Origin of the sequence: Microcystis sp. M20BS1, assembly GCF_020245305.1 — a bacterium.
Taxonomy (GTDB): domain Bacteria; phylum Cyanobacteriota; class Cyanobacteriia; order Cyanobacteriales; family Microcystaceae; genus Microcystis; species Microcystis ichthyoblabe_A.
In genome coordinates, this window is the sequence record NZ_JADBUZ010000040.1 from 1 (window position 1) to 13,622 (window position 13,622).

At 41.6% G+C, this 13,622-nt stretch carries 12 protein-coding genes and 1 pseudogene; 6 read left to right on the plus strand and 7 right to left on the minus strand.

The features are described 5' to 3' along the window. Together IM507_RS03900 and IM507_RS03905 are read left to right on the plus strand one after the other, a co-directional pair. A pseudogene (locus IM507_RS03900) lies at window positions 1-288 on the plus strand (IS1634 family transposase); the annotation flags it as partial. A gap of 259 nt (window positions 289-547) precedes the next feature. Further along, window positions 548-943: a helix-turn-helix domain-containing protein gene (locus IM507_RS03905; RefSeq protein WP_002733792.1), complete on the plus strand. Its 396-nt coding sequence runs from the start codon at window positions 548-550 to the stop codon at window positions 941-943. Between the two features lie 60 nt (window positions 944-1,003). Here IM507_RS03905 and shc read toward each other — a convergent pair whose 3' ends face one another. The 6 genes from shc to IM507_RS03935 all read right to left on the minus strand — a co-directional run bounded on the left by shc (window position 1,004) and on the right by IM507_RS03935 (window position 6,800). Next, window positions 1,004-2,911, minus strand: coding sequence for a squalene--hopene cyclase (gene shc, locus IM507_RS03910; RefSeq protein ID WP_287636644.1), 1,908 nt, complete (start codon window positions 2,909-2,911; stop codon window positions 1,004-1,006). Between the two features lie 256 nt (window positions 2,912-3,167). Next, complete coding sequence (gene tsf, locus IM507_RS03915) at window positions 3,168-3,923, minus strand: translation elongation factor Ts (protein ID WP_002753383.1); 756 nt, start codon at window positions 3,921-3,923, stop codon at window positions 3,168-3,170. 116 nt (window positions 3,924-4,039) lie between these two features. Beyond that, window positions 4,040-4,837, minus strand: coding sequence for a 30S ribosomal protein S2 (rpsB, locus tag IM507_RS03920; RefSeq protein ID WP_043997933.1), 798 nt, complete (start codon window positions 4,835-4,837; stop codon window positions 4,040-4,042). A 156-nt stretch (window positions 4,838-4,993) separates the two neighbouring features. After that, entirely contained in the window at window positions 4,994-5,461 is a 468-nt protein-coding gene (gene bcp, locus IM507_RS03925) for a thioredoxin-dependent thiol peroxidase (protein WP_002734931.1), read from the minus strand. Between the two features lie 2 nt (window positions 5,462-5,463). Next, window positions 5,464-6,312 (minus strand): M56 family metallopeptidase, encoded by an 849-nt coding sequence (locus IM507_RS03930; protein ID WP_002731557.1) that lies wholly within the window; start codon window positions 6,310-6,312, stop codon window positions 5,464-5,466. Further along, window positions 6,312-6,800 carry a BlaI/MecI/CopY family transcriptional regulator gene (locus IM507_RS03935; protein ID WP_002753379.1) on the minus strand — a complete coding sequence of 163 codons (489 nt, stop codon included), beginning with the start codon at window positions 6,798-6,800 and terminating at the stop codon, window positions 6,312-6,314. Before IM507_RS03935 ends, IM507_RS03930 begins: the two co-directional genes overlap by 1 nt. Window positions 6,801-6,820: 20 nt before the next feature. Between IM507_RS03935 and IM507_RS03940 the strand changes: the two genes are divergently transcribed. From IM507_RS03940 to IM507_RS03955, 4 genes are all read left to right on the plus strand, one after another. Beyond that, the gene (locus IM507_RS03940) at window positions 6,821-7,111 is read left to right on the plus strand and encodes a small RNA NsiR4-regulated ssr1528 family protein (RefSeq protein ID WP_002732452.1); all 291 of its coding nucleotides are present in this window, start codon (window positions 6,821-6,823) and stop codon (window positions 7,109-7,111) included. 151 nt (window positions 7,112-7,262) lie between these two features. Then, window positions 7,263-8,450, plus strand: a complete 1,188-nt coding sequence (locus IM507_RS03945) for an RNA-guided endonuclease InsQ/TnpB family protein (RefSeq protein ID WP_123230630.1) — start codon at window positions 7,263-7,265, stop codon at window positions 8,448-8,450. 705 nt (window positions 8,451-9,155) lie between these two features. Beyond that, window positions 9,156-10,316, plus strand: a complete 1,161-nt coding sequence (locus IM507_RS03950) for a sugar phosphate nucleotidyltransferase (protein WP_002734722.1) — start codon at window positions 9,156-9,158, stop codon at window positions 10,314-10,316. A gap of 146 nt (window positions 10,317-10,462) precedes the next feature. Then, the gene (locus IM507_RS03955) at window positions 10,463-11,701 is read left to right on the plus strand and encodes a glycosyltransferase family protein (RefSeq protein WP_287636662.1); all 1,239 of its coding nucleotides are present in this window, start codon (window positions 10,463-10,465) and stop codon (window positions 11,699-11,701) included. Window positions 11,702-11,713: 12 nt separating this feature from the next. On the opposite strand, the gene dnaG is transcribed toward IM507_RS03955, so the two are convergent. After that, window positions 11,714-13,594: a DNA primase gene (dnaG, locus tag IM507_RS03960; protein ID WP_287636652.1), complete on the minus strand. Its 1,881-nt coding sequence runs from the start codon at window positions 13,592-13,594 to the stop codon at window positions 11,714-11,716. Between the last annotated feature and the right edge of the window lie 28 nt (window positions 13,595-13,622).

The following is a 13,622-nucleotide window of genomic DNA, read 5'->3' on the forward strand; positions in this document are numbered from 1 at the left end:
AAACTGGCTCTTAAAGGGGCAACACTGTCCATGAATGAAGGCATTCCCAATCATTTTGAAGTGATTAGAAGTCTTCCTCATGGTCATGTAATGGCTATTTTAGAGACGATTAAAAAATTAGGTTTAGATAAAATAATCAGTAAAAAATCCTCACGAATCAGAAACTTAGTAGTGGCGATGATTGTGGCAAGAATCATCAATCCTAAATCAAAACTAGCCACAGCGAGAGGGTTTAATAGCGAGACTGGCAGTCAGAGTTTAGGACAATTGTTAGACTTAGAGAAAGCCGGCTCTTTGGTTTGTGTTATGCAATGGACGGGGGATATAAGGGATGTAACCCTTATGTAGAAAAGCATTTGGCGATTTTTGTCAATTGTTTTTGATCTAGAGCGAACTAATCAATTAAATCTCTTACCAGATAATGATTTAGTCGATTTATGCCCCCATATCGAATCATACCAAGTAACGAAGAACCTAAATTATTAACTAAAAATTTTGTATCTCCTTCAGTCACCCCTATTTAAACCATAAAATTAGAGTTATCTTTATGTTTGCCACTGATAAATACTTAGAATTATTAAAGCAATACCCTCCTTGTCCTATTCACAATGAGGAAGACTTAGAAATGATGCAGGAGGTTATTAATCGCCTTTTAGACAAACCCCAATTAACGACAGAAGAAAGGGAATATCTAAATGTTTTAGGGTCTTTAATTTATGAGTATGAGGAAAATCAAGAGCCAATACCTGATATTTATGGACTTGAATTGTTGAAATTTATATTAGAGGAAAGAAACCTACAAAAGCAAGATTTGCTATCTATTTTTGAAAGTAAGTCAACCCTGGATGACATTCTTGATGGCCAACAAGATCTAACTCCTATCTATATTCAAAAATTAGCCAATTTTTTAAATATATCTCCTGATTTATTTTTTCCTAGTTAGTCACAAAAAATGCGTTAGACAGTTAAGCTTATTTCCTGTCTTAACGCATAGGTTAACAGACTAAATTAAAGCCTGATAACGCCCCAAAGCCAGTAGAGGAAAATACTGCTGATAGAAATGATATTTCAGGTAAAAATGACAGGGAAAACCTGTACCGGTGAAGTAATCTTCATCCCATGTACCATTTTCTTTTTGGGTAACAAGAAGATAATTAACGCCCTTTTCAATCACTTCTCGCTGATAATTGCCGGTGACTTTCCCGACGGCTAATAAACCGATTAATGCCCAAGCAGTTTGGGAAGCGGTACTATTTCCCTGTCCTTTAAATTTAGGGTTATTGTAACTAAAACAGGTTTCACCCCAACCACCATCAACATTTTGACAACTGCTTAACCAATTGGCTCCTTTTTGCAATTGCTGGCGATATTTATTCGGTTCCAGAAAAGCCAAAGCAGATAACGCCCCACTGGTTCCATAAATATAATTTACACCCCAACGACCAAACCAACTACCATCAGCTTCCTGTTCTTTTTCCAGATAATCCAAAGCTTTTTTAACTCGATTTTCCTCCATTTTAACATCACAAGTGCCTAACATTTCTAGAACTCTGGCAGTAACATCAGCCGTATTAGGATCGATCATTGCTTTTAGATCGGCATAGGGCAAAGAATTAAGCCAGTTTTGATCGTTATCGATGTCAAAAGCTCCCCAACCACCAGCTTTACACTGCATAGTAGCCATCCAATTAACTGCCCGTTTCATCACGCTTTTTTTAATATTTTCATCGGGCATTTTAATTAACTCTAAAGCCATCACCACCACTGCCGAATCGTCTAAATCGGGATACCAGCGATTGTCAAATTCAAAAGCCCAACCCCCGGGGGTTCCGATTTTATTTTTAATCGCCCAATCGCCATAATCAAGAATTTGTTGATCGATTAACCATTGTCCCGCTTTAATTATAGATGGATGAGCGGGATTTAGACCGGATTCAATTAGCGATCGAATTACCCAAGCCGTATCCCAAACCGGCGAAACACAGGGCTGCACACAATAGGTATTATCCGTCTGAATAGCAAAATTATCCACCGCTTTTAAACCCCGGGCAACAATCGGATCGTCAACATCATAACCTAGGGCTTTTAAAGCTAATAGGGAATTTAACATCGCCGGGATAATTCCCCCCCAATCGCCTGTGTCTTCCTGTCGTTCAATTACCCATTTTTCCGCCGCTTTCAGACTTTCTTGACGGAAGGGAACTAAATCAGTTTTTTCTGCCCATTTAAACAGCCCATCTAACCAGAGGAAAACATCCGCCCAATCGTTATTTTTTGGTAACTCATACTTGACATTATTCACCCCTTCTGTATAGAGTTCATCGAGATTAAAACCCATTTTATACACGGGTTTTTTGTCGAAAACAATTAATAAAGGAACCGTACTTCCCCGCGCCCAACTGGACATTTCATAGATAGTAAAAGGGAAATTTTCCGGCAGTAGCATAATCCAAGCGGGGATAGAGGGAACCCCCTGCCAATCGTAACAACCAATTAAAGCGAGGTGCATTTTGGTGAAAATGCGGGTTTTGCTGATGCCACCTTTAGCTAAGATAAATTCTCTAGCTTTTTCTAAAGCAGGATCATTAACAGGAATTCCCAATAGTCGCAGCCCCATGTAGGCTTCCACAGTGGTGCTAAGATCGCCACCATCCCCATAAAATAACTCCCAAGCGCCGTTAGGACACTGTTGCTGACGCAGATAGGTGGCTGCTTTGTCTAGGGGGCGTTTTTTGTCAGTTTTCCAGATTTTGTGCAGTAAAATTGCTTCTGAGGTGATGGTGACATTAGATTCTAATTCTGCCCACCAGTAACCCTCAGAGTATTGGGTAGAAAGTAAATAATTTTGAGAAAGTTCGATCGCTTTCGCTGTTTTAGCGGCTATTTCGGTGATTTTGTCCTGAATCTGCATTTTTTCCGTTCGACAACCTCTAGGGACCACCAGTGCAAATAAGATAATCTTATTTACAAAGTTTTTAATAAGTAGGTAAAAGATAGGCTTTTGTTCCCAAAGAATCCAGTAAAGGAATCTGCTTTAGTTGCCACTTTCTTTTTTCTTTTCACTGATTACTGTTTACTGATTACCGATAACTGATCAAGTACCCCCACCCCCCTGAAGACAAAAAGGGTACGAAACTCGCACCCCACCAGATTGATCTTCATTGAACTTACTTTTTCTTTTTGCCTTTAGCGGGCGGATTATCCTTCGCTGCCGGTTCCGGGGCTTTTTCCTCCACTTGCGGGGCGGCTGCTACCGGTTCCGGGGCTTTTTGTCCCATTTGGGCGGCTACTTCGGCGGCGAAATCCGTTTCTTCTTTCTCGATCCCTTCACCTAGTACAAAGCGTTGGAAACGACGCACCTGAATATTTTCTCCCAAAGCGGCGATCGCTTGTTTGAGCAATTCGTCAATACTGATGTTCTGATCGCGGATAAAGGGTTGATCGAGCAGAGAAAGTTCTTTCAAACGTTTTTCAATACGGCCGGCCACGATTTTTTCTTTGATATTATCGGGTTTATTGGCTAAATCGTCCCGTCCCATCTCAATTTCTTTTTCTTTGGCGGCGATTTCGGCGGGAATATCGGCCACTTTTACATATTCGACGTTAGGACAAGCGGCAATCTGCATCGCCACGTCATTAACCAATTTTTTGAACTCCTCGCGACGGGCAACAAAATCGGTTTCACAGTTCACTTCCACTAAAACACCGATGCGGCTGCCGGTGTGGATGTAACTGCCGATCATCCCTTCTGCCGCTACCCGACTAGCTTTTTTCTCGGCGGAAGTAATCCCTTTTTGTCGCAACCATTCGATCGCTTTGGTTATATCCCCCGCGTTTTCCGTCAGCGCCCTCTTGCAATCCATCATGCCGGCGCCGGTCTTTTCCCTAAGTTCTTTAACCTGTTGTGCTGTAATTTCCGCCATAAAATTCCTAACCTACTGCTTATAATTGATCATGCCACGAGAGGGGCAGGTTTGACCGCTCGATAGGCTCGGAAAGTTTCCCCCCGAACCTAGCTGCGATCAATAGCTAATTTTCCCTAGTTATCGTCGTCTCCACTGGCAAATTCGGCGGCGTATTGGGAATAATCACCTTCTTCCTCGTACTCGGTTTCATTATCGTAGTCTTCCTCGTATTCTTCCACCGCTGCTTGACCACCGCGACGACCTTCGATGATCGCATCGCTAATTTTGCCTAAAATCAGTTTAACTGAGCGAATTGCGTCATCGTTGGCGGGAATCGGCACATCTACCAAGTCGGGATCACAGTTAGTATCCAAGAGGGAGATGATGGGAATGCCCAATTTTTGGCATTCTTGGATAGCGTTGTATTCCCGACGCTGATCCACTACGACGACTAAATCCGGCAGCCGGCGCATGGTTTTAATGCCACCGAGGTATTTTTCTAGTTTGCCTAATTCCCGACGCAGTACCGATGCTTCTTTTTTCGGTCGTTTATCGAGGGCGCCGCTATTTTCTAATTCTTCTAATTCTTTGAGTCTTTCTACCCGGCCGCGAATGGTTTCCCAGTTGGTTAACATTCCCCCTAACCAGCGTTGGTTAACGAAGTGGCTACCGCTGCGTAAAGCTTCCTGTTTAATGATTGCTGCCGCTTGCCGTTTCGTACCGATGAATAAAAAGCGTTTACCGCTATCGGCTTCTCCTCGGACAAATTCGTAAGCTTCTTCGATTAATTGGGCGGTTTGCACCAAATCAATGATATGAACCCCATTCCGGGCAGTGTAGATGTACTGAGACATTTTCGGGTTCCAACGGCGCGTTTGATGGCCGAAGTGAACCCCAGACTCTAGCAATTCTGCGAGAGAGACAACGGGCATATTTTTCTCCTTTTCGGGTTTATCCTCCATCTAGGGCTGGATTTCTAGATTCCTAGAAACACCCGATCGCCTAGATGTGCGATTTTTGACAACTTTTCTAGTCTAACACGAAAGGGCGCAATTGCATACCCGTAAATATTGGGTACTGAGGGCTTGCTACTGCAATTCCTCAAGTTTTTTCAAAACCGCTTCTGCATGGGCTTTTACCTTGACATTTGACCAAATATAGGCAATATTTCCCTGGGGGTCGATCAGGAAAGTGGCTCTTTTAATCCCCATATATTCCTTACCCATAAATTTTTTTAATCCCCAGACTTGATAAATTTCCGCCAGTTGATGTTCGGTATCGCTCAATAATTGAATAGTTAAATTGTGTTTTTCAATAAAACGACAGTGGGACTTCTCTGAATCGGGACTAACTCCTATAATTACCGCGTTTAATTGCTGAAATTGCGGCGACAAAGCGGTAAAATCGATCGCTTCTGTGCTGCAGCCCGGAGTGTTATCTTTGGGATAAAAATATAAGACCAACCACTGACCGGCAAAATCTGCTAATTTACTAATTTCGCCTCTTTGGTTGGGGGTGGCAAATTCGGGGGCTTTTTGTCCAACTTCTAGGGTCATTTTTAGGAGTGTAAAGGCAAGAGTAAGAAAGGAGCGAGGGAGAGGGAAAGCAATAGCCAGACTTGATAGTTAAATCTGGGAAGTTCGGGGTTTTCTGACTCGACTAAAGCATCGATTCTCTCTAATAAACGATTATTTAAAGAATGATCATTGAGAGCGACACAGCAACTATCGGAGAAACTTATTTCCGCTACTTGATTAACTTTTTCTGCCACTAAAAGCAGCGATTCAGCTAATAGTAAATAATCCACTTGTCCAGAAGCGTACTTATCGGCGCGTAATTCCCGTAAGAAGACCAATTCTGACCATAAATTCTCGCTATTGGGCAGCCAAGAAGACATTGATCGCAACCAACCTAACCAGAAAAACCAGAAGGTGTCATGATATTCTTGGTGAGCTTGTTCGTGGGCTAAAACTGCTTGTAAATGTTCTTGATCTAAGAGATTTAATAATCCTTGCGTCACAATTAATTCCGACTTCCAGAAGCCAACTCTGGCACTGTAGGGAAAATCCACTGCTAAAACTCTCGCTTTCTGAGCGGTGATTTTTTTGAGGGGATAACTGCTAAAATCCCGATGGGTTTGCCAAGTTTGATAGGAAAGTTTTATCAGGCAAAATAGAGCAAAAACTAGCCAAATTATGGCACTAAAGTAACTAATTAGACTGGAGTTATAGCCCAACATTTGCCCACGATAGCCCATACAAACCACCGATATAACTGTCATTAACAGCAGCAAAGGAGGAAAGAGAAAGAAAAATAGCGTTATCTGCCAACGACGCTGATAGCTAGGCAGAAACCAACGTAAACCAATGGCGATAGTTAATGCTAGTAATAACATTGAACCGTGCATTAGCTTTCTCTCCGTTGTTGACGCAGGGTATCTAAACGAGATGCGATCGCTTTTAATTGTTCGACACTAGCAGTATCGAGACTATCGGCAAAAGAAGCCACCACATCCGCATTACCAATAGCCAAAAAACGATGTAATTGTTCGTAGGCTTTAATTGCCTGTGCTTGTTCCTTAGAAACCATCGGTTTCCAGTAGAAAATCCGACCCTGTTTATAACAACTTAACCAGCCTTTATTAGTTAAACGACGCAGTACCGTAGTCACAGAAGTATAGGCCAGATCCCGTTCTGGATCCGCTAAAATGCGATCGTGGACATCCTTAACGCTAACGGGTTCCAATTCCCAGACAATATTGAGAATTTCCGCTTCCAGGGGGCCCAGGGATAACTGTTTTGGTTGATAGGTCGGCAATTGAGCCATAGTCACACAGAAATGAAGATTACTTTCCTGATCATAGCGGCGGATATCGATCGCCTGATAAAATAGCAACGATCCTTTATATTGTCTTTATGTCCACCGAAACTAATTTAACCACAACTACGGGCGCTGATGCCATTGATGTGGCGATCGCTAATGGCATTGATTTTGATGGTTCCCCGATTCCACCGGCAAAATTGGAACTTTATCACCGGGTAATGGGTTTGGAAGCAGGACGACAAAGAAGCGGGGTTTCTAACACGATGAGATCGCGAATTGTCCGCATCGGGGCCAAACATATCCCCCAAGAGGAATTAAATCAGCTGTTGTTAGCCGCCGATTTTGCCCCTCTCAAGGAGAAAGAAATCGCTTTTTACCTATAATGTCGGCTTTTCATCTCTCGGTTTCACCTCGGAGATGAAAAGTTCCGCCAGCATAGAACAGCGAAGCACGACTAAGAATAACTCTAATCTATAGTTGCCAATTTAATTTTAGTATGCTAGAGTAGTTTGCGTGGTAGGTCGATAACGCAAAATGTTTGTTTTAGAGTACAAGCTTAGAGGAAAACCATCTCAATATCAAGCCATTGATGAGGCTATTCGGACAGTACAGTTTGTTCGGAATAAATGTCTTAGATATTGGGAAGACAATAAAGGTGTAGGACAAAAAGATATTTATCGATACACAACTCAATTAAGAAGTGAATACCCTTTTGTTCAAGACCTTAACTCTACAGCTTGTCAACAGGCTTGCGAACGGACTTGGACTGCTATTCTTAGGTTCTATAATAACTGTAAGAACAAAATTGCTGGTAAGAAAGGATATCCTAAATACTCTAAACGTACTCATTCTGTTGAGTTTAAAAAGTCAGGTTGGAAACTTAATCGAAATTCCAAGAGAATAACTTTCACTGATGGAAAAAATATTGGGGAGTTAAAACTAATTGGTAGTCGAGACTTGTTTTATTTTCAAGAATGGCAAATTCAACGGATAAGAATAGTTAAAAGGGCTGATGGATATTATTGCCAGTTAATGCTAAAACTCGATGCTAGAGATATAACCCCACAATCAGAATCGACGGGTCATTGCCTAGGATTAGATATGGGGTTAAAATATCTTTATGCTGACAGCAACGGGAATACAGTAGAGCCTCCTAAGTATTATCGAAAAGCCGAGAAGCGTCTTAATAAACTGAATAGAAGAAAGTCGAAAAAGTTTAAGAGAGGACAAAAGCAGTCTAATAACTACAAAAAAGCTAGTCAAAAATACGCCAAGGGACACTTAAAAGTAAGTAGGCAACGAGAAGAGTTTGCTAAAAAATTGGCACTCCGTTTAATTCAGTCAAACGACTTGATAGCATATGAAGATTTAAAAGTCAAGAACCTTGTGCGTAATCGAAAACTAGCCAAGAGTATTAATGATGCTGGTTGGTCACAATTGAGAAAATGGATTGAGTATTTTGGCATTAAATACGGCCGATTAACTATTGCAGTTAATCCAGCCTATACAAGTCAAGAATGCCTTAATTGTGGTCGGTTAATCCAAAAGTCTCTATCAGTTAGAACTCATGTTTGTTCTTGCGGATATGTGGAAGATAGAGACAAAATGGCGGCCTTGAATATACTCAAAAAAGCTACGATAGGGCATATCGGAAGCTGGTCGTTAGACCTAAACGCTTGGGGAGATTTAAGCTCTATTTTGGTTGGTAGAAATACCTGCTAAGACAACTTGAGTCAGTGAACCAAGAATCCCTCGCTTTTAGCGACGGGAGTGTCAATATCTCAAGTAGTCAAATTTTTGCTCACCATTTTTCGCCTAGACTTCTTGGGGTTAACCGGATTGTTGGGGAAATTAGGCAAGGAGTCTAGGTTGATCTAATGCTCAAGGACACCTCGAATAAAAGATTTTGTTAACAAAGTGTTGGTCGAGGAAATCTCCTTGATCTACATTGATGAAGAGGGAATTATTTTCAAGAACTAACAAGGCGCTCCGTCCCTCAAAATTCGATTTTTCGAGGTAGCCTAGACATAACGCCTTGGTTATTGGCTAAAATTAAACTTTTTTTGCCCATCAATTTAAAAACTTGCGTTTTTTTGATCATCTTAGCCTAGAGGAATGAGTAGTATGAGTTACAGCAAAGTTGATTTGTTAATTTTGTCCATCAGTGTAATCTGGGTTAAATCTCTCACTTTTTCCCGTTATCAATTACTCAAGGGGTAGCTCGATCAATTGGACTTATTGAGAAAATCTTCGTACTAATTGAGAGTAAACCAAGGTTTGATCAGGGTTTCAGGCGGTGCAATGCTGAAGTAAATCTATTTTTCGAGGTACCCCCAAGAGGATCGATAACCACTGATTCCGAGCCAGTAATGATACACTAGGCATGATTTAATTACAAACCTCGATCGCAAAAGGAAATAAATATCGATGAAAGCCATGATTTTGGCGGCAGGCAAAGGAACTCGTGTCCGTCCGATTACCCATACGATTCCCAAACCCCTGATCCCGATTTTACAAAAGCCGGTGATGGAGTTTTTATTGGAACTGTTGCGACAGCATGGCTTTGATCAGATCATGGTGAATGTCAGTCATTTAGCCGAAGAAATTGAGAGTTATTTCCGCGATGGTCAGCGTTTTGGGGTGCATATCGGCTATTCTTTTGAGGGTAGAATCGAAGAGGGCGAGTTAATCGGTGATGCCCTAGGATCGGCGGGCGGTTTACGACGAATTCAAGATTTTAATCCCTTTTTTGACGATACTTTTGTGGTTCTCTGTGGTGATGCGCTGATTGATCTCGATCTAACCGCAGCCGTTAAATGGCATCGAGAAAAAGGAGCGATCGCCACTATCGTCACCAAAACTGTCCCCAGAGAGGAAGTGTCCAGTTATGGGGTGGTAGTTAGCGACGAGGAGGGACGGATTCTCAGTTTCCAAGAAAAACCGGCCATCGATGAAGCTTTAAGTACCTGCATTAACACGGGGATCTATATTTTTGAACCAGAAATCATTGATTTTATTCCCCCTAATAGTAAATACGACATTGGTGGCGATTTGTTCCCCCAATTAGTCGCTAAAGCTGCGCCTTTCTACGCTTTAAACATGGATTTTGAATGGGTGGATATTGGTAAAGTCCCCGACTACTGGCAGGCAATTCGCGGGGTGTTATCCAGGAAAATTAAAAATGTTGCTATCCCCGGCATCGAAGTCAAACCGGGCATCTACACGGGCTTAAATGTGGGGGTAAACTGGGATCGAGTCGATATTACCGGACCTGTGTATATCGGGGCAATGACGCGCATTGAAGACGGGGCGAAAATTGTCGGTCCGAGCATGATTGGCCCAAATTGTTGGATTTGTGGCGGCGCAACAGTGGATAATAGCGTTATTTTTGAATATTCTCGCCTCGGTTCAGGGGCGCGTTTGGTGGATAAGTTGGTCTTTGGGCGCTACTGTGTTGATAAAACCGGCGCGGCGATCGATGTGGAAGCGGCAGCCTTGGATTGGTTGATTACCGATACCCGCAAGGTTCCCCCAGAATTTGATCACCCTAAACATCAGGCAATTCGTTCTTTATTCAATGGCAAGTAGGCAACACCGCAACGGGGAACTTTTTACTTGATAAGTACCTAAGCAAAATTAATTACACATATCTAACCACTCCTTCCATGAGTGCCTTTTGCCTTTTGCCTTTTGCCTATCCTAACCAAGACATTAATTTTGCACGACTACTTATCATGTTTGATTCTCCTGTTGATCTTCTCATTCTCTCCAATGGTCCTGGAGAAATATCTACATGGGTGCGTCCAGTTGTCAAGAGATTGCGACAAAACTTAACAGAAGATCGATCGCGGTTGCGGATTTCGGTGATTCTTTCCCCTTGTACTCATTCTATGGGGGCGGAAACGGAAGTAGTTAGGAAATATCCGGAAGTCGATCGAGTCCAGTCGCCAGAAAACTTCTTTAATTTTCTTTTCTGGGGAAAAACCGCCGATAATTGGGATTGGCACCCCAAGGGCATCGTTTTATTTTTAGGGGGCGATCAATTTTTTGCCCTCACCATCGGTAAACGTTTGGGTTATCGCACCGTTATCTATGCGGAATGGGAAGCGCGTTGGTATCGGGGGATCGATCGCTTTGCCGTGATGAATACAAGTGTATTAAATAATATTCCCCAACAATATCAGCATAAATTTACTGTTATCGGCGATTTAATGGTGGATTTGCCCACTGCTATCACCCCTGATGATGCTACCTTAATTGCACTCCTCCCGGGTTCCAAACCCTCGAAATTAGCCCAGGGTGTACCCCTAACCCTAGCCATTGCTGAAAAGATACACGCGCAGGCTCCCCAGACTAAATTCTTAATTCCCGTCGCTCCTACCCTAAATTTAGCTTATTTGGCGAAATTTGCCGATCCTAGCTATAATCCGATGATCACTAAAACCGGTTGGAGTGCTGCCCAATTAAAAAACGGCGAAAAACCCTATTTAGAAACAGCTAAGGGGGTAAAAGTTGACCTAATTACCGATTTTCCCGCCCATAACCAGCTTTCTCGCTGTCATTTAGCTTTAACGACGGTGGGTGCTAATACTGCTGAATTAGGGGCGCTGGCAATCCCGATGATTATTTTACTACCGACTCAGCAACTAGACGCGATGAGAACTTGGGACGGTTTACCCGGTTTATTAGCTCAACTGCCGGGGGTGGGTTCTTTATTTGCTAAGATAATTAATCTCTATATGTTGCGGAAAAAGCGTTTATATGCTTGGCCAAATATTTGGGCTGGTGCCGAAATTGTTCCGGAATTATTAGGGGAATTACAACCAGAGGAAGTGGCAAATATCGCTAGATCTTGGTTAGAAAATCCCGAACAATTAGAGGCTATCCGGCAAAAATTGCGGGCAGTGCGCGGGCAAGCAGGAGCAGTGGATAAGTTAGTATCTATTATTGCTGAACAATTGTCTAGCTTCTAAGCAATTAGATAATTAAGCTTGTTGGTAGTGAGGATCAATTGCGATTAATTTATTAACAGTTTGATAGAATTCCTGCTGATAAAATTCCCGTTGATTGCTGTCGCCAGAATTAATTAATTGTTCTTGACAGTAGCGACGATATTCCATTAAACTAATTTTTTCCATAGCTATAATAGCATCTTTAATTTGTTCCTCTGGTTGCAAAATTTCCTGACTGGTATGTTCATTTAAGTGAAATAAAGAATTAAAATCACGATTTTTGTCTGTAGTTATCATCAATAAATGATTCTGTAAAGCTGACATCAAATCTCTTGGTTTAGTAATTTGGTTTTCTAAATCTAGAATTACTTGCCATAACCAACGATAATCAGGGACATTAAAAATTAAATCTTTTTCATCCAAAAGTTCACAAATGAGCCTCCGATATTCGTGAGAATGGAGATAGATTAATAATAATAACCATTCGGCTTTTTCTGTGCCATTTTTTTCGGATTTATCTAAGATGTTTTTACTCTTAATTGCTGGGGATTTTCCTTGAGGTTTATTAACCTGTTTGGAGAGATTTTTTAAAATATAAGGCAAACGAGTCGCATCTTTTTGAGCCAAAATTTCAGCACAATAATCGAGGTAAAAAGTGCGTTGATTGCCATCGATTAACTTTTGCAGTAAACTCACCATACTATTAGCTATTTGTTGAAAATGTAGTCCCTGTTTTAAATCTTTGTTAACCAACATTTGCGAGATTTGCCAATCAATCCAAGAAGGAGATTTTTCGATTAGTTCTCGATAACTATTCACCCCGTCAGCACGAGATTTAAGAAATTCGTCGGCATCTTTACCATCGGGAAGATTGAGGATTTTTAGGTTAACTTGTCCCGAATAAACTAGGGAGTTAATTTCCTCGATCGCCCTTTGTGTCGCTTTAATTCCCGCTTGATCGGCATCAAAATTAAAGATTATTTGTTTACTTTCACTGTAGCGCAAAAGTAGCTTAATTTGCTCTTGACTTAAAGCTGTTCCTAAACAGGCAACCACATTAGTGATACCAGCAGCATGGAGAGCGATTGCGTCAAAATAACCCTCCACAACTATCGCTAAATCTTGCTGAATAATTGCCTGTTTAGCTCGATCGAGAGCAAAGAGAGTTTTTCCCTTTTCAAATAGAGGAGTATCGGGAGAATTTAGATACTTTGGTTGTTCATTACCTAAACTACGACTACCAAAAGCGATCGCTCGTCCTTGACTATCAAAAATAGGAATCATTAAACGATCTCGAAATTGATCGTAATAACCGCTACCATTTTGACGCGCTTTAATTAATCCCGCTTGTTCTACTAAAGCCACAGGATAGCGCTTTTGTTCCACTAAATAACGATAGAGAGTTTCCCAACCTTCCGGAGAATATCCCAGTTGAAAAGTTGCGATAGTTTCCGCGGTTAGTTGTCGTTGTACCTTGAGATAATCTAACGCTTTTTCCCCTTGGGGTTGACTAAGAGCGTGTTGATAAAAACTCACCGCCACGGCCATTATCTCGTATAATTGTTCCTTGAGGGATAATTGCTGTTCTAATTCCTGACGCTGTTCTACTGCTAGAGTTTTAATCGGGATTTGATACCTTCTAGCAAGATCGAAAACCACTTCACTAAAAGATTGTTTCCCCACTTCCATGAAAAATTTAATCCCGTTTCCCCCCGCACCACAGCCAAAACAGTAATACATTTGTTTGGCAGGACTAACCGTAAAACTAGGGGATTTTTCCTCGTGAAAAGGACATAAACCGACGTATTCCCTTCCCCTTTTTTTGAGGACGACTCTCTCGGAAATTAAATCCACAATATCAATTCTTTGTTTAACTTCTTCGATCGTATCTGGATGTAGTCGCGGTGTATCCATAATCAGTTATCAGTTATCAGTTATCAGT